This is a genomic window from Pseudomonas sp. EZ-C24, assembly GCF_014525325.1.
Lineage (GTDB): Bacteria > Pseudomonadota > Gammaproteobacteria > Pseudomonadales > Pseudomonadaceae > Aquipseudomonas > Aquipseudomonas shirazensis.
Genome location: NZ_JACDIU010000007.1, coordinates 98,129 through 114,454 on the forward strand (window position 1 = coordinate 98,129; position 16,326 = coordinate 114,454).

General features: G+C 63.1%; 16 protein-coding genes. 11 read left to right on the forward strand and 5 right to left on the reverse strand.

All coding sequences use genetic code 11. The annotated features are described in order from the left end of the window. The first annotated feature begins 2 nt into the window (after nucleotides 1–2). The 5 genes from IDM28_RS04545 (at nucleotide 3) to tldD (ending at nucleotide 8,323) form a co-directional block, all read left to right on the forward strand. A complete protein-coding gene (locus IDM28_RS04545; protein WP_188035451.1) occupies nucleotides 3–602 on the forward strand; it encodes a Maf family protein in 600 nt (199 codons plus the stop codon). A 66-nt stretch (nucleotides 603–668) separates the two neighbouring features. After that, nucleotides 669–2,126 carry a ribonuclease G gene (gene rng / locus IDM28_RS04550; RefSeq protein ID WP_101316828.1) on the forward strand — a complete coding sequence of 486 codons (1,458 nt, stop codon included), beginning with the start codon at nucleotides 669–671 and terminating at the stop codon, nucleotides 2,124–2,126. A 73-nt stretch (nucleotides 2,127–2,199) separates the two neighbouring features. Beyond that, on the forward strand, nucleotides 2,200–6,021 hold the full coding sequence (locus IDM28_RS04555) for a YhdP family protein (protein WP_188035452.1): 3,822 nt from the start codon (nucleotides 2,200–2,202) through the stop codon (nucleotides 6,019–6,021). Nucleotides 6,022–6,029: 8 nt separating this feature from the next. Beyond that, the gene (locus IDM28_RS04560; protein ID WP_188035453.1) at nucleotides 6,030–6,881 is read left to right on the forward strand and encodes a carbon-nitrogen hydrolase family protein; all 852 of its coding nucleotides are present in this window, start codon (nucleotides 6,030–6,032) and stop codon (nucleotides 6,879–6,881) included. A 2-nt stretch (nucleotides 6,882–6,883) separates the two neighbouring features. Continuing rightward, complete coding sequence (gene tldD, locus IDM28_RS04565; protein ID WP_103436172.1) at nucleotides 6,884–8,323, forward strand: metalloprotease TldD; 1,440 nt, start codon at nucleotides 6,884–6,886, stop codon at nucleotides 8,321–8,323. 65 nt (nucleotides 8,324–8,388) lie between these two features. Here the strand turns inward: tldD and yjgA are convergent, their stop codons facing one another. Beyond that, on the reverse strand, nucleotides 8,389–8,910 hold the full coding sequence (yjgA, locus tag IDM28_RS04570) for a ribosome biogenesis factor YjgA (RefSeq protein WP_101316835.1): 522 nt from the start codon (nucleotides 8,908–8,910) through the stop codon (nucleotides 8,389–8,391). Nucleotides 8,911–9,018: 108 nt separating this feature from the next. Here yjgA and pmbA point away from each other — a divergent pair, with 108 nt between their 5' ends. From pmbA to IDM28_RS04600, 6 genes are all read left to right on the forward strand, one after another. After that, entirely contained in the window at nucleotides 9,019–10,365 is a 1,347-nt protein-coding gene (gene pmbA, locus IDM28_RS04575) for a metalloprotease PmbA (RefSeq protein WP_101316837.1), read from the forward strand. Between the two features lie 128 nt (nucleotides 10,366–10,493). Further along, on the forward strand, nucleotides 10,494–10,895 hold the full coding sequence (locus tag IDM28_RS04580) for a FagA protein (RefSeq protein WP_188035454.1): 402 nt from the start codon (nucleotides 10,494–10,496) through the stop codon (nucleotides 10,893–10,895). Then, nucleotides 10,888–12,264, forward strand: a complete 1,377-nt coding sequence (locus IDM28_RS04585) for a class II fumarate hydratase (RefSeq protein WP_188035455.1) — start codon at nucleotides 10,888–10,890, stop codon at nucleotides 12,262–12,264. Before IDM28_RS04580 ends, IDM28_RS04585 begins: the two co-directional genes overlap by 8 nt. A gap of 18 nt (nucleotides 12,265–12,282) precedes the next feature. After that, entirely contained in the window at nucleotides 12,283–12,744 is a 462-nt protein-coding gene (locus tag IDM28_RS04590) for a hypothetical protein (RefSeq protein WP_101316843.1), read from the forward strand. Nucleotide 12,745: 1 nt separating this feature from the next. After that, on the forward strand, nucleotides 12,746–13,357 hold the full coding sequence (locus tag IDM28_RS04595; protein ID WP_150572060.1) for a superoxide dismutase: 612 nt from the start codon (nucleotides 12,746–12,748) through the stop codon (nucleotides 13,355–13,357). Nucleotides 13,358–13,368: 11 nt separating this feature from the next. Further along, a complete protein-coding gene (locus IDM28_RS04600) occupies nucleotides 13,369–14,262 on the forward strand; it encodes a ZIP family metal transporter (RefSeq protein WP_188035470.1) in 894 nt (297 codons plus the stop codon). Nucleotides 14,263–14,314: 52 nt separating this feature from the next. Here IDM28_RS04600 and IDM28_RS04605 read toward each other — a convergent pair whose 3' ends face one another. From IDM28_RS04605 to hpf, 4 genes are read right to left on the reverse strand one after another with little or no spacing between them, the layout of a single operon-like run. Then, nucleotides 14,315–14,587 (reverse strand): HPr family phosphocarrier protein, encoded by a 273-nt coding sequence (locus tag IDM28_RS04605; protein ID WP_101316850.1) that lies wholly within the window; start codon nucleotides 14,585–14,587, stop codon nucleotides 14,315–14,317. Nucleotides 14,588–14,607: 20 nt separating this feature from the next. Further along, nucleotides 14,608–15,462 carry an RNase adapter RapZ gene (gene rapZ / locus IDM28_RS04610; RefSeq protein WP_101316852.1) on the reverse strand — a complete coding sequence of 285 codons (855 nt, stop codon included), beginning with the start codon at nucleotides 15,460–15,462 and terminating at the stop codon, nucleotides 14,608–14,610. Between the two features lie 2 nt (nucleotides 15,463–15,464). Then, on the reverse strand, nucleotides 15,465–15,932 hold the full coding sequence (ptsN, locus tag IDM28_RS04615) for a PTS IIA-like nitrogen regulatory protein PtsN (RefSeq protein ID WP_101316854.1): 468 nt from the start codon (nucleotides 15,930–15,932) through the stop codon (nucleotides 15,465–15,467). A 12-nt stretch (nucleotides 15,933–15,944) separates the two neighbouring features. Next, nucleotides 15,945–16,253, reverse strand: a complete 309-nt coding sequence (gene hpf / locus IDM28_RS04620; protein WP_101316856.1) for a ribosome hibernation-promoting factor, HPF/YfiA family — start codon at nucleotides 16,251–16,253, stop codon at nucleotides 15,945–15,947. Nucleotides 16,254–16,326 lie beyond the last annotated feature (73 nt).

Consider the following 16,326-nt stretch of genomic DNA (forward strand, 5'->3'; position numbering starts at 1 on the left):
ACATGAAGCCACTCTATCTCGCCTCTGGCTCGCCGCGTCGTCGTGAACTGTTGACCCAGATTGGCGTGCCGTTCACCACCGTCAGCGCACCCATCGATGAAACCCCGCTTGCCGAGGAAAACGCCGAGGCTTATGTCGAGCGCCTGGCTCGCGCCAAGGCAGCTGCCGGACTGGCCCATATCACGGGTGCTGGTGTGGTACTCGGTGCCGATACTGCGGTGGTGCTTGATGGGCGCATTCTCGGCAAGCCTGAAAGCCGCGAACACGGCCTGGCTATGCTCGCTGAACTGGCTGGGCGCGAGCATCAGGTACTTACCGCAGTTGCTCTGGATGATGGCCAGCAGGTCCGCAGCCTGTGCGTCGCCAGCACCGTACGTTTTCGCTCGATCGGCCCTGACGAGGCCAGCCGCTATTGGGCCAGCGGAGAGCCGCTGGACAAAGCCGGCGGCTATGCCATCCAGGGTTTGGCCGCGATTTTTGTCACCGCACTGAGCGGCAGCTATTCGGCCGTGGTCGGCCTGCCGCTCAGCGAAACCGCCGATTTGCTCGGCCAGTTCGGCATCCCCTGCTGGCAACTGCCAGCAGCTCAGGCAGAGGGTTGAACGCAGCGCTAGCCAGGGATCGGTCAGCGATCCATCATAACCCCAGACCTTTGATGAGAACCTGCCATGAGTGAAGAGATCCTGATCAACATCACGCCGATGGAATCGCGCGTGGCAGTGGTTGAAAACGGTGTTCTGCAGGAGGTGCATGTCGAGCGCACCCTGCGCCGCGGTATCGTTGGCAATATCTACAAAGGCAAGGTGGTGCGGGTTCTGCCGGGCATGCAGGCAGCCTTCGTCGATATCGGCCTGGACCGCGCGGCGTTCATTCATGCCTCGGAGATTTCCCAGCGCGAAGGCTCGGCGGTCGAGACCATCACTGCGCTGGTGCATGAAGGCCAGTCACTGGTGGTGCAGGTCACCAAGGATCCGATCGGCACCAAGGGCGCGCGGCTGACTACTCAGCTGTCGATTCCGTCGCGCTATCTGGTGTACATGCCGCGTAGCAGTCACGTCGGTATTTCGCTGAAGATCGAGGACGAAGCCGAACGCGAGCGCCTCAAGCAGGTGGTCAACAGCTGCATCGAGCAGGAAAACGTCAAGGACGCCGGCGGCTTCATCCTGCGCACCGCTGCCGAAGGCGCTCGCCAGGACGACATCCTCCAGGACATCCGCTACCTGCGCCGGCTGTGGGAGCAGATCGCCAGCCAGATCCAGACCTGCGGTGCACCGACGGTCATTTACGAAGACCTCGGCCTGGCGCTGCGGACCTTGCGTGACCTGGTCAACCACAAGATCGAGAAAATCCGCATCGACTCGCGGGAAACCTTCCAGAAAACCACGCAGTTCGTCGGTGAACTGATGCCGGAGATTGCCGACCGCCTCGAACACTATCCGGGCGAGCGGCCGATCTTCGACCTGTATGGTGTCGAAGACGAAATCCAGCGTGCGCTCGAGCGCAAGGTGCCGCTCAAGTCTGGTGGCTACCTGGTGGTCGATCCGGCCGAGGCGATGACCACCATCGACGTCAATACTGGCGCCTTCGTCGGCCATCGCAACCTCGAAGAAACCATCTTCAAGACCAACCTCGAGGCGGCCACGGCGATCGCCCGCCAGCTGCGTCTGCGCAACATCGGCGGGATCATCATCATCGACTTCATCGACATGGAAGATCAGGAGCACCAACGCCAGGTGCTGCGCACCCTGGAAAAACAGCTCGAACGTGATCACGCCAAGACCAACATCATCGGCATCACCGAGCTGGGTCTGGTGCAGATGACCCGCAAGCGCACCCGCGAGAGCCTTGAGCAAGTCTTGTGCGAGCCGTGCGCCGGCTGCCAGGGCCGCGGCAAGCTGAAAACCGCCGAAACCATCTGCTACGAAATCTTCCGCGAGATCCTCCGTGAAGCGCGGGCTTATCAGGCCGAGGGCTACCGTGTGCTGGCCAACCAGAAGGTGGTCGATCGTCTGCTCGATGAAGAGTCCGGCAACGTTGCTGAGCTGGAAGCGTTCATCGGCCGCACCATCCGCTTCCAGGTCGAGACCATGTACTCCCAGGAACAATACGATGTGGTGCTCCTCTGACGCGTCCTAAAAACCATCGCCGGTTGGCGAAAGTCGCGCTTGCAGCCATAGTTAAAGCACGTTTTGGAGGGCCATGGCCATGGAGCGTCTGACCCGCGTTCTGAGCGCCTTGACCCGTTGGGGGCTGGGCTTGTGTGCCTTGCTGGCGGTGCTGGTGGCGCTGTATGTGAGCATCGGCCGGCAACTGGTGCCGCTGGTGGCAGAGTATCGCGCCGACGTTGAGAGCAAGGCTGAGCAGGCCCTCGGCATGCCGGTACATATCGGCGCACTGGAAGGCCGCTGGAGTGGCCTGGCACCGGTGCTGCGTGTGCGTGATCTGCAGCTGGGCGAGGGCGCCGATGCGCTGCGCCTGGATGACGTCAAGGCCGTGCCTGATCTGTGGGCCAGCCTCAAGGCCCGCGAAGTGCGCCTGGCGCGCATCCAGCTGGGCGGCCTGCAGTTGATTCTGCGCGAGGACGAGCAGGGCTCCTGGGCGCTGGAAGGCCTGCCCAAGCAGGACGACACCCCGCTCGACCCGGCGCAGTTGCTGCAGCGCTTGCAGCAGCTGGGGCGGATCGACGTATTCGATAGCCAGGTCACACTGCACCCCTGGCAGCGCGATCCCCTGACCCTGACTTACGTCAGCGTTGGCTTGCAGGCAGGCGCCTCGCGCCAGGCGCTGGATGCACGGGCGACCCTGCCCGATGGGCAGCCACTGGCGCTCAATCTGCGTAGCCGTGCCACGGCTGATAACTGGCGCGATGGCTCCCTGGACGGCTACCTGAGCCTGCCGCAAAGCGACTGGTCGCACTGGCTGCCACCCAAGCTGCTTGGCCAGTGGCGCGCCGAAGCGCTGCGCGCGGGCGGCGAATTCTGGGTAGGTGTGCGCAAGGGCCAGTTGCAACACGCAAGCGTGCGCCTCAACGCGCCGCACCTGCGCGGTGCCTACAACAGCCGCAAGCCCGTCAGCCTGGATGACCTTGCCTTGTCCGCCTGGCTGCAGCGTGGTGAGGACGGTTACCAGATAGTGCTCGACTCGCTGGCGGCCAGCATCGGCAAGCAGCGTTGGGAAACCCACCTGCAAGCCCGACAGCACAGCGCTTCGACACCTCTCGAAGAATCCTGGCAGGTCCAGGCCGACACCCTCGACCTGACCCCTCTGACCCCCTTGATCAATGCTTTGGCGCCGTTGCCGGACAACCTCATGGCGGTGGTCGACGGGCTCAAGGTGACCGGCGCGCTGCATAACGTGAAGCTGGATATCCGGCCCAAGGCCGAAGGTGATCAGCGCCTGCAGTTTGCCGCCAACCTGGACCGCATCGGCTTCAACGCCTACCACGGTGCGCCGGCGGCGGGGAACGTCAGCGGCAGCATCAGCGGCGACCTCGGTCATGGCGAATTGCGCCTGGATACCGATGCGTTCATGCTGCATCTGTATCCGATCTTCGCCAAACCCTGGCATTACCAGAAAGCCAATGCTTTGCTCACCTGGCGCCTGGATCAGGAGGGCTTCACCCTGATCGCACCGTACCTCAAGGTACTTGGCGAAGAAGGCAAGATCGCCGGCGACTTCCTGATCCGCCTGCTGTTCGAGGAAGGCCGCGAAGACTACATGGACCTTCGCGTCGGCCTGACCGAAGGCGATGGTCGCTACACCGCCAAATATCTGCCCGAAGTCCTTAGCCCGGCTCTCGATGAATGGCTGCGCAGTGCCATCGTCAAGGGCACTGTGGATGAGGGCTACTTCCAGTATCAGGGTTCGCTGAACCACGATGCCACCCCCGAAGCGCGCAGTATCAGCCTGTTCTTCAAGGTGCGTGACGCGGCGCTGGACTTCCAGCCCGGCTGGCCTCAGGTGCAGCAGGTGGCCGGCGATGTGCTGATCGAAGACAGCGGCGTGCGCATCAAGGCCCGGCAAGGCCTGTTGCTCGACACCAAGGTCAGCGATGTCACGGTGAACATCCCCCACGTTGACGCTGGCCAGGACAGCCATCTGTACCTGACCGGCAACTTCGCCGGCCCGCTCGGCGATGGCCTGAAGATCCTCCAGGAGGCGCCGATCGGCACTGCTGATATTTTCGCTGGCTGGGAAGGTGAAGGCCCGCTCAACGGCAAGCTCAGCCTCGATATCCCAATGGCACATGGCAAGCTACCCAAGGTCAAGGTCGACTTCAGCACCGCTGATGCGCGCCTCAAGGTCGCGCCGCCGGAGCTGCAACTGAGCAAGCTCAAGGGCGATTTCACCTTCGACCTGGACAAGGGCCTGAGCGGCAACAACATCAGCCTGCAGGCCTTTGGCAAACCGGTCACCGCGCAAATCGTCGCCGAGGGCCAGCCCGGTCAGATGCAGACCCGCATCAATGCCTCTGGCCAGGTCGCGTTGAAGACCTTGACCGACTGGCTGCAGGTCAAGCAGGCCTTGCCTGCCAGCGGCGAGATTCCCTATCAGCTGCAGCTGAGCCTGGGCAGCCGGGACAATCGCCTGACCGTCGATTCTTCGCTCAAAGGCCTCAGCATCGACTTGCCGGCGCCCTTTGCCAAGGCTGCCCAGGATACCCGTGACAGCCGCTTCAGCATGACCCTGCAAGGTAACGAGCGACGCTTCGATGCCCGTTATGGGGACAGCACACGCTTCGCCTACGCAGCGCCCGGCGGCAAGCTTGACCAAGGCCGCGGCGAGCTGCTGCTGGGCGCGGGCGAGCCACAGCTGCCTGGTGGCAAGGGCCTGCGCGTGCGTGGCCGGCTCGACACGCTCGATCTTGAAGCGTGGCAGCAGCAGGCACAGCGCCTGGCCGGCGATGACCCCGGTGGCAGTGCCCGGCAGACCCTGCAAAGCGTCGATCTGAGCATCGGCCAGATACAAGCTTTCGGCACCCAATTGAACCAGGCCGTGGTCCGCCTGGCCCGTGTCGCCAGTGCCTGGGACCTACGCCTGGACAGCCGCGAGGTGATCGGCAACGCACGCATTCCGGATGCCAAGGCGCAGCCCATGGTGGTCAAACTGCAGAGCCTGCGCCTGCCACCGGCCGATCCAGCGCAAGCGCAGGACGACAATGCCCCCGACCCGCTGGCCAGTTTCGACCCGCGCAAGGTCCCTGCGCTGGACCTGAGCATCGACAAGCTGTATCGCGGTGATGACCTGTTCGGTTCGGTAGCGCTGAAATTGCGACCGACCCCGCGCGGCGTGTCTTTCAATGGCGTCGACCTGCTGATCAAGGGCCTGCACATCGATGGTAATGGCGCCTGGGAAGGTCTGCCGGGCAGCACTGCGAGCTGGTACAAGGGCCGCCTGGATGGCAAGAACCTGGCCGATGTGCTGCAGGGCTTTGGCTTTGCGCCAACGGTAACCAGCCGCGACTTCCATCTGGATGTCGATGGCCGCTGGCCTGGCTCGCCGGCCTGGATCGACACCAAGCGCTTCTCCGGCAGCCTCGATGCGTCGTTGCGCAGTGGTCAGTTCGTCGAGGTCGAGGGCGGCGCCCAGGCGTTGCGCGTGTTCGGTCTACTCAACTTCAACTCGATCGGTCGGCGCCTGCGCCTGGACTTCTCCGACCTGTTCGAGAAGGGTCTTGGCTATGACCGGGTCAAGGGCCTGCTGGTGGCTAGTGAAGGCGTTTACGTGACCCGTGAGCCGATTACCGTCACCGGGCCGTCCAGCAACTTCGAGCTCGATGGCTCCATGGATATGGTGCGTGATCGCATCGCTGCAAACCTCCAGGTCACCCTGCCGGTCACCAACAACCTGCCGTTGGCGGCGTTGATCGTCGGCGCGCCGGCCATTGGTGGTGCGCTGTTTCTGGTCGATCAATTGATTGGTGATCGAATTTCGCGCTTTGCCAGCGTGCACTATCGCGTCGATGGCTCGTGGAAAGAGCCTAAGATCACCTTTGTGAAACCTTTCGAAAAGTCTCGCTAGGAGTGCCGATGAAAGCAGCGGTGATTCAGATGGTCAGCCAGGACGATGTGATGGCCAACCTGCAGCGGGCCGGTGTATTGCTCGAGCAAGCCGCTGCCGCCGGCGCGCGGCTCGCCGTGCTGCCGGAGAACTTCGCTGCCATGGGCCGGCGCGATGCCGCTGCGATCGGCCTGGCCGAGGCGCGTGGCGAAGGGCCGATCCTGCCATGGTTGAAACGCACCGCTCGCGCCCTCAAGTTATGGATAGTTGCCGGCACCTTGCCGTTGCCCCCGCTCGGCCAGCCGGAAGCCAAGGCGCATGCCTGTTCGCTGCTGATCGACGAGCGCGGTGAGGTGGTCGCACGCTACGACAAGCTGCACCTGTTCGATGTCGATGTGGCCGACAACCGCGGTCGTTACCGTGAATCGGATGACTATGCCCACGGCAGCCAGGTGGTGGTGGCCGACACGCCGCTGGGCAAGGTAGGCCTGTCGGTCTGTTATGACCTGCGCTTCCCTGAACTGTACAGTGCACTGAGGGCGGCCGGCGCGGAGTTGATCACGGCCCCCGCAGCATTTACTGCGGTGACCGGTGCGGCGCATTGGGAGGTACTGATTCGCGCCCGCGCCATCGAAACCCAATGCTATCTGTTGGCGGCGGCCCAGGGTGGAATCCACCCCGGCCCCCGCGAAACCCACGGTCAGGCGGCGATCGTCGACCCCTGGGGGCGCATCATCGCCCAGCAGGCTCGCGGTGAAGCGGTGCTGCTGGCCGAGCGCGACATAGATCAACAAGCGTCCATCCGGGCGCGGATGCCGGTGATTACGCACCGGCGCTTTTTCTCGCAGGACGCCTTGCGGCCTGCGCACACCTCGGAGTGACTATGAGCCAGATGTTAACCACCGTCAGCGACCAGCTGCTTGCCCCGGGCGGACTGACCCTGGACAGCCTGCAGGCTGTACTGGGCGAGTTGGCCGGGCCCGGCATCGATGCTGCCGATCTGTACTTCCAGGGCCAGATTTCTGAAACCTGGGCGCTGGAAGACGGCATCGTCAAAGAAGGCAGCTTCAACCTCGACCAAGGCGTTGGCGTGCGCGCCCTGTCTGGTGAGAAAACCGGCTTCGCCTACAGCAATGCGATCAACCTCGAAGCCCTGACCTCGGCCGCACGCGCCGCCCGGTCGATCTCGCGTGCCGGCCAGAACGGCACGGTGCAGGCGTTTCGCAGCCAGGATGTGACCCAGCTGTACACCCCGAACAACCCGCTGGATGTGCTCAGCCGTGCCGACAAGGTCGAACTGCTCAAGCGCGTCGACGTCGCCACGCGGGCCCTTGACCCGCGCATCCAGCAGGTCAGCGTGAGCATGGCCGGGGTCTGGGAGCGGATTCTGGTGGCCGCTGCCGATGGCGGCCTGGCTGCCGACGTGCGTCCGCTGGTGCGCTTCAATGTCAGTGTGATCGTCGAGAAGGACGGCCGCCGTGAACGTGGCGGGCAGGGCGGTGGTGGGCGGACCGACTACCGCTTCTTCACCGAGGAGCGGGTCATGGGCTATGCCCGTGAAGCCCTGCGCCAGGCGCTGGTCAACCTCGAAGCCAAGCCGGCGCCGGCCGGCACCTTGCCAGTGGTGCTTGGCCCGGGCTGGTCCGGCGTGCTTCTGCACGAGGCGGTCGGCCATGGCCTGGAAGGCGATTTCAACCGCAAGGGCAGTTCCGCCTACAGCGGGCAGATCGGCCAGAAGGTTGCCTCCAGCCTGTGCACCATCGTCGATGACGGCACTCTGCAGGATCGTCGCGGCTCGCTCAGCGTCGACGACGAAGGTACGCCAACCGAGTGCACCACGCTGATCGAGAACGGCATCCTCAAAGGCTACATGCAGGACAAGCTCAACGCGCGCCTGATGGGCATGGCAGTGACCGGTAACGGCCGCCGCGAATCCTACGCGCACTTGCCGATGCCGCGTATGACCAACACCTACATGCGCGCAGGCGAGAGCGATCCCGAAGAGATCATCGCTTCGGTCAAGAAGGGCATCTACTGTGCCAACCTGGGCGGTGGCCAGGTCGATATCACCAGCGGCAAGTTCGTCTTCTCCACCAGTGAGGCGTACCTGATCGAAGACGGCAAGATCACCGCGCCGGTCAAGGGGGCGACGTTGATTGGCAATGGGCCGGAGGCGATGAGCCGGGTATCGATGGTCGGTAACGACCTGGCGCTGGACAGCGGCGTCGGTACCTGTGGCAAGGATGGTCAGTCGGTGCCGGTGGGCGTTGGCCAGCCGACCCTGAAGCTGGATGCGATCACCGTCGGCGGTACCGGCGGGTGAGCGTAGTGCGCAGCAAGCGCGCCTCCACCGCGGTGGGGGCGGGCTTGCTGCGCACGAGGCATTACCTAGCGCAGGCCGCGCTGAGCTTCGTCAAGTTCGCGGATGTACTTGAACACCTTGCGTGCAGCAGCCGGCGGCTTGTCCCTGGCTTTTTCGTGCTGGGCATGGCGGATCAACGAGCGCAGTTGCTGACGGTCGGTTTCAGGGTATTCCTGAACAAACCGCTCAAGGTCCTCGTCGTTGCCGTCGACCAGCCGATCGCGCCAGCGCTCAAGGCCGTGAAAGCGTTCGTTGTACTGGCGGGTAGAGCTGTCGAGCTGCTCGATCACCGCAAGAATTGCGTCGGTGTCCTGGTCGCGCATCAGCTTGCCGACGAACGACATATGGCGTTTGCGGGCGATGTGCGCGGTGTGCTTGCTGGCATCGGCCAAGGCCTTGCGCAGCGGGTCGGTCAAGGGCAGGCGCGCCAGGGTGTCAGGCTTGAGCGTCGTCAGGCGCTCGCCGAGTTCAACCAGTGCATGTAGCTCGCGCTTGATCTGGGTTTTGCTTTTTTCGCCATCGAAGGCGTCGTCGTATGAATCAACCATGGTGGCCGTCCGCTAGAAATCGCCGCCATGATAACCAGTCGGGGGCCAATTGTCCGGCCCGGTCGTAGAATGACCCTAGCCGTAAGCAGAATTTGAGTGGAGAAGACCATGAGTGCAGTCCAGAGCATAGGCCCGAAGGACCTGCCGGCCTTGCAGGAGCAAGTCGAGGCGATCGTTGCCGAAGCGCGCCGCCAGGGTGCCAGCGCCTGCGAGGTGGCGGTGTCGCTGGAGCAGGGTTTGTCGACCACGGTGCGTCAGCGCGAGGTTGAGACGGTCGAGTTCAACCGTGACCAGGGCTTTGGCATCACCCTCTATGTCGGCCAGCGCAAGGGCTCGGCGAGTACCTCGGCCAGCGGCCCGGAGGCCATTCGCGAAACCGTTGCTGCAGCCCTGGCGATTGCCAAGCACACCTCGGAAGACGAATGCGCCGGGCTGGCCGATGCCGCCCTGATGGCCCGCGATATCCCTGAGCTTGACCTGTATCACGATTGGGACATCAGCCCCGAGCAGGCCATCGAGCAGGCACTGGCCTGTGAGGCCGCTGCTTTTGATGCCGATCCGCGGATCAAGAATGCCGACGGCACCACCCTCAACACCCATCAGGGCTGCCGTGTTTACGGCAACAGCCATGGCTTTATCGGCGGGTATGCTTCGACCCGGCACAGCCTCAGTTGCGTGATGATTGCCGAAGCCGACGGGCAGATGCAGCGCGACTACTGGTATGACGTCAACCGCCAGGGCGAACTGCTGGCCGACCCGCGCAGCATTGGCCTGCGTGCAGCGCAACGTGCCGCAAGCCGCCTGGGTGCGCGCCCGGTGCCGACCTGCGAAGTGCCGGTGCTGTTCTCTGCCGAGCTTGCCGGTGGCCTGTTCGGCAGCTTTCTTGGGGCGATCTCGGGCGGCAACCTGTACCGCAAGTCGTCGTTCCTCGAAGGCTCGCTGGGGCAGCGCCTGTTCCCTAGCTGGCTGACCCTGGATGAACGCCCGCACTTGCCGCGGGCACTGGGCAGCGCGGGGTTCGACGGCGATGGCCTGGCCACCTACGCCAAGCCGTTCGTCGAAAACGGCGAACTGGTGGCGTACCTGCTCGGTACCTATTCGGGGCGCAAGCTGGGCTTGCCAAGCACTGCCAACTCGGGGGGCGTGCACAACCTGTTCGTCACCCATGGCGTCGAAGATCAAGCTGCATTGATTCGGCGCATGGGCCGTGGCCTGTTGGTAACCGAGCTGATGGGACATGGTCTGAACATGGTCACGGGTGATTACTCTCGTGGCGCAGCGGGCTACTGGGTCGAAAACGGCGAGATTCAGTTCGCTGTGCAGGAAGTGACCATTGCCGGCAATATGAAGGACATGTTTCAGCAGATTGTGGCGATTGGCAGCGATCTTGAAACCCGCAGCAATATCCACAGCGGCTCTGTACTGATCGAGCGCATGACGGTCGCGGGCAGCTAAAACCCTCCGTTGTGCCAGTTGCACATCCCGGACCCGGCCATCGCGCCGGGTCTTTTGTTTTTGCCTTCGGGGTTGAAGTGATTCTATTTATCACTTAATAATGAATATCATTACACAGTCCAGCAGTGATGATATTCATGAATACCGTACTCCATGAGTTGCCCTACCTGGAAAACTGGCGTTGGCTGAGCCGGCGCATTCGCTGCGCGCTCGACCCCGACGAGCCGCGCTTGATCGAGCATTACCTGGCCGAAGGTCGCTACCTGGTGTGCTGCACCGCGACCTCGCCATGGACCGTCGCCCTGACTTCCCTGCGCCTGCTGCTGGATACCGCCAGCGACCGCATGCTGCCCTGGCACTGGCGCGCGCAGTGCCTGGACCAGGCCTGGCGGCCGCTGCTGGACCTGCGCAGCCTCGATCGCCTCGAGCAGAACCAGCGCTGGCAGCCCTATGCCATACAGCTCGCCAATTGCGTGCTGCTGCCTTCGATTTCCCCCGACGAACTGTTGCAAGGAATTGACCATGAGTAATACCCGTATCGAGCGTGACAGCATGGGTGAGCTGCAGGTGCCGGCCCAGGCCCTGTATGGCGCTCAGACCCAGCGCGCGGTCGATAACTTCCCGATCAGCGGCCAGCGCATGCCAGTGCAGTTCATCCGTGCACTGTTGCTGGCCAAGGCGGCAGCGGCCAAGGCCAACGTCGAACTCGAGCAGATCTCGCCGGCGCAAGGCCAGGCCATCGTCCAGGCGGTCGAGCAGTTGCTGGCCGAGGATTTCATTCAGCACTTCCCGGTCGACGTTTATCAGACGGGTTCTGGTACCAGCTCGAACATGAACGCCAACGAGGTGATTGCCACCTTGGCCAGCCGCGTCCAGGGCGAGCCAGTCAACGCTAATGACCACGTCAACTGTGGCCAGAGCAGCAACGACATCATCCCCACTACCATCCATGTCAGCGCTGCGCTGGCCATGCACGAGCAGTTGCTGCCGGCGCTGCGCCACCTGGTGCAGATGATCGATGCCAAGGCCGTCGAGGTGCATCAGTACGTCAAGACCGGCCGCACTCACCTGATGGATGCCATGCCGGTGCGCATGAGCCAGGTATTGGCTGGCTGGGCGGCACAGATCCGCGCTGCCTTGAGCCATCTTGAAGCGACCCTGCCGAGCCTGCAGGCGCTGGCCCAAGGCGGCACTGCGGTAGGTACCGGGATCAACGCTCACCCGCAGTTCGCCGCCGGTTTCGCCCGCCAGCTGAGCGGCCTGACCGCGATCGAATTCACCCCCGGTGACAATCTGTTTGCCCTGATCGGTTCGCAGGACAATGCCGTGGCGCTGTCTGGCCAGCTGAAAACCACCGCCGTTGCCCTGACCAAGATCGCCAACGACCTGCGCTGGATGAACTCCGGCCCGCTGGCGGGCCTGGGCGAGATCGAACTGCAGGCCCTGCAGCCTGGCTCTTCGATCATGCCGGGCAAGGTCAACCCGGTGATTCCCGAGGCGACCGCCATGGTGGCTGCACAAGTCATCGGCAACGACGCCACCATCGCCGTGGCCGGACAGTCGGGCAACTTCGAACTCAACGTGATGCTGCCGGTAATCGCTCGCAACCTGCTGGAGAGCATCGAGCTGATGGCCAACGCCAGCCGCTTGCTGGCCGACAAGGCCATCGCGACCTTCAAGGTCAATGAAAGCAAGCTCAAGGAAGCCCTGGCGCGCAACCCGATTCTGGTCACCGCGCTGAACCCGATCATCGGCTACCTGAAGGCCGCCGAGATCGCCAAGACCGCCTACAAGCAAGGCCGGCCGATCATCGACGTGGCGTTGGAGCACACCGACCTCTCGCGTGACCAGCTCGAAGCCTTGCTTGACCCGGAAAAACTCACCGCTGGCGGTATCTGACCGTCCAGGAGGCACGTCATGCAGCACTGGAAACGCACCACCGATCACGCCAACCGGCTGTTTGCCCAAGGCGACTGGGTCGACGCTCGGGAGTATTACCTGCAAGCGCTGGCCCTGGCCCAGGTGCTGCTCGAGCGCTGGCATGACGTTGACGAGGCGGTTGCCGCACTGGTCATCGCCCATCACAACCTGGCCGATCTGCACCTGCGCCTGAACCAACCCCACGAAAGCGCGGATTACCTCTGCGCTGCCCATCAGCGCCTGCTGCAGGCCAGCCACGAGCCACGACTGCCGCAGCCGCTACGCGAGGCGGCACTGCGCCACAGCGCACGTACCTACACCGAGCTGCTCAATTTCATTGCCGAGTACGGCCAGTACCCGCGCACCGCGCGCTTGCTCAACCGCCAGGCTGGCGCGGCGAGCGAGCTGATTGCTGCGCCGGAAGTTGCACCTCACTCACATAATTACGGAATCCACTGACATGCCGCATACCTTGCCTGCACTGCCGTACGCCTACGATGCGCTGGAACCGCACATCGACGCCCAGACCATGGAAATCCACCACAGCAAGCATCACCAGACCTACATCAACAACCTCAACGCGGCCATCGAGGGCACCGAGTGGGCTGAGTGGCCGGTGGAAAAACTGGTTGGCGCGGTCAAGCAATTGCCTGAAAAGTTGCAGGCAGCGGTGATCAACCAGGGCGGTGGCCACGCCAACCACAGCTTGTTCTGGACTGTTATGGCGCCCAATGGCGGCGGCGTGCCGCAAGGCGAGGTGGCCAAGGCCATCGAGCAGCAATTAGGTGGCTTTGATGCTTTCAAGGAGGCTTTCACCAAGGCTGCGCTGAGCCGCTTCGGCAGTGGCTGGGCCTGGCTCAGCGTGACCCCGACCAAGCAACTGGTGGTCGAGAGCAGCGGCAACCAGGACAGCCCGCTGATGCACGGCAACACGCCGATCCTCGGTCTGGACGTGTGGGAGCACGCCTACTACCTGAAGTACCAGAACCGCCGGCCTGAATACATTGGCGCGTTCTACAACGTGGTCGATTGGGCCGAAGTGGAACGCCGCTATCAGCAAGCCTTGAAGTGAGCCTAACCGGTATGCGCTCGCAGGTGATGTCTGTCAGCAGTGTGCGCCTGTTTCGTCTGGCGCTTGGGACTGTGCTGTTGCTGGTCGGGACTGCGCTGCTGGTGGCACGCGGGATCGATTGGCTGGGCCTGGAGCCGCGCATGCTGCGGGCTCTGGAGGGCGGTGCACTGTGCGCTCTGGGTACTGCGCTGGGCGCGGTGCCGGTGTTGGTGATCCGCAATATGCCGGTGGCGGTGGCTGACACCTTGCTCGGCTTCGGCGCTGGAGTGATGCTGGCAGCGACTGCGTTCTCGCTGATCATGCCGGGCCTGGCCGCTGCAGAGGCGATCGGTTTCAGCCCATGGGGCGCCGGTGGGCTGATCAGTTTTGGCCTGCTGTTCGGCGCGCTTTGCCTGTTTCTGGTCGACCTCAAGGTCTCGGGTGCTTCACCCGAAGCCTTGGTCGGTAACGGCAATCAGCCGGTTATCGCGGCGCGGATCTGGTTGTTCGTGATTGCCATCATTGCCCATAACATTCCTGAAGGGATGGCCATTGGCGTATCGGCCGGTGGCGGCATGCCGGACGCCGACAGCCTGGCCATGGGCATCGCCCTGCAGGATGTGCCGGAAGGTCTGGTGATCGCTTTGGTGCTGGCCGGGGCGGGGATGTCGCGCCTCAAGGCTTTCTTGATCGGCGCGGCCTCGGGCCTGGTCGAGCCGCTGGCAGCAGTGATCTGCGCGTGGCTAGTGAATGTTGCCGAACTGCTGTTACCGTTGGGCCTGGCCTGCGCGGCGGGAGCGATGTTGCTGGTGGTGACGCAGGAGATCATTCCGGAATCACGCAGCAACGGCAACTATCGCCTGGCAAGCCTGGGGCTGTGCGTGGGCTTCTGCCTGATGATGGTGATGGACACGGCCATGTCGTGACCGTTTGCTGGTCCAGCGCTGCGGCAGCGCTGGGCCTGGCAGCGGCGGGGCGTTATTCGCCTTCGTCGAAGTAGTTGTTGATCAAATCCACCACGGCCTGGAGTGCCTCGTCTTCCTGCTCGCCCTCGGTGAACAGGTGCACCTGAGTGCCCTTGCCCGCTGCGAGCATCATCACCGCCATGATGCTTTTGCCATCGACCAGCTTGTCTGGCGCCCGGCCGACCCTCACCTGGCAAGGAAAGCGCCCGGCCACGCCGACGAACTTGGCGGCCGCTCGGGCGTGCAGGCCCAGCTTGTTGATGATGGTGATTTCGCGGGCGGGCATGTTCGGGTAAATCCTGTGGGCTAGAGGTCGCGGTGGCGGACCTGGACGTTTTTCAAGGATTGCTGCAGAACCTGGCCGAGGCGCTCGGTCAGGTACACCGAGCGATGGTGGCCGCCGGTGCAGCCGATGGCGATGGTGACATAGGCACGGTTGCTGGCGGCGAAGCGCGGCAGCCATTTGAGCAGATAGCTGGAGATGTCCTGGAACATCTCTTCGACATCCGGCTGCGCAGCCAGGTAATCGATGACTGGCTGATCCAGGCCTGAGTGCTCGCGGATTTCCGGCTTCCAGTACGGATTGGGCAGGCAGCGCACGTCGAACACCAGGTCGGCGTCTACCGGCATGCCCCGCTTGAAGCCAAACGACTCAACTAAAAACGCCGTACCCGGCTCGGGTTGGTTGAGCAGGCGCAGCTTGATCGAATCGCGTAGCTGGTAAAGGTTGAGGTTGGTGGTATCGATCTTCAGGTCGGCAAGGTCGGCAATCGGCCCGAGCATATCGCTCTCGACCCGAATGGCTTCGGCCAGCGAGCGATTGGCGTTGGTCAGTGGGTGACGGCGGCGCGTTTCGGAGAAGCGCTTGAGCAGGGTGTCTTCGTCAGCGTCCAGGTACAGCACATCGCACTGGATGTGCCGTGCGCGGGCATCCTCGAGCAGCTCGGGGAAGCGTGACAGATGGCCTGGCAGGTTGCGCGCATCAATCGAGACAGCAACCTTGGGCTGCATCAGCTCGGTATTGATCAACGCGTTTTCAGCCAGCTGCGGCAGCAACCCGGCGGGCAGGTTGTCGATGCAGTAGAAGCCATTGTCTTCCAGCACGGCAAGTGCAGTGCTCTTGCCGGAGCCAGAGCGGCCGCTGACGATGATCAGGCGCATGCTCAGCTCCCGTTTTGCACGTCCAGGACGACCTGGTACAAGGCCTTGTTGTCTCTCGCAGCGCGCAGACGCTTACGCACATCTTCGCGATCGAGCATGCTGGCAATCTGGCGCAACAGCTCAAGGTGAGCATCGGTGGCAGCTTCGGGCACCAGCAGGACGAACAGCAGGTCCACGGGGGCGCCATCGATGGCGTCGAAATCGATTGGATGATCCAGGTGGAGCAGGGCGCTGACCGGATTGGCGCAGCCCTTGAGGCGGCAGTGCGGAATGGCGATGCCATTGCCGAACCCGGTCGAGCCCAGTTTTTCGCGGGCGATCAGCTTCTCGAAGACTTCTTGCTGGTCGAGCTCGCTGACTTCGCTGGCTACGACCTTGGCGATTTCTTCGAGGGCGCGTTTCTTACTGCTGACGCCCGGCACGTTCACCAGGGAACGGCCGGGGGTCAGGATGGTTTCAAGTCGGATCATGGATGAGGGGGATCAGCGAGCAGCTGCACCTTGCAGGAGACTTTGCTGTTTTTCCTTGTGTTTTTTCAGTTGGCGGTCGAGCTTGTCAGCCAAATTGTCGATGGCTGCATACATGTCTAGATCTTCGGCATTGGCAACCACTTCGCCGCCCGGAATCTGCAGAGTCGCTTCGATCTTCTGCTGCAGTTTCTCGACTTTCATGATCACCGTAACGTTGGTGATCTTGTCAAAGTGCCCTGCGAGTCTCTTCAGCTTCTGCTCGACGTAGTCGCGCAGTGGTGGGGTTACTTCTACATGGTGTCCACTGATGTTGACTTGCATACAGCTTCTCCTTTGTTGCCCGTGCATAAAGAGGCAGGTCTTGCACCTGCCACAAAAACGCTGTGGCACATCC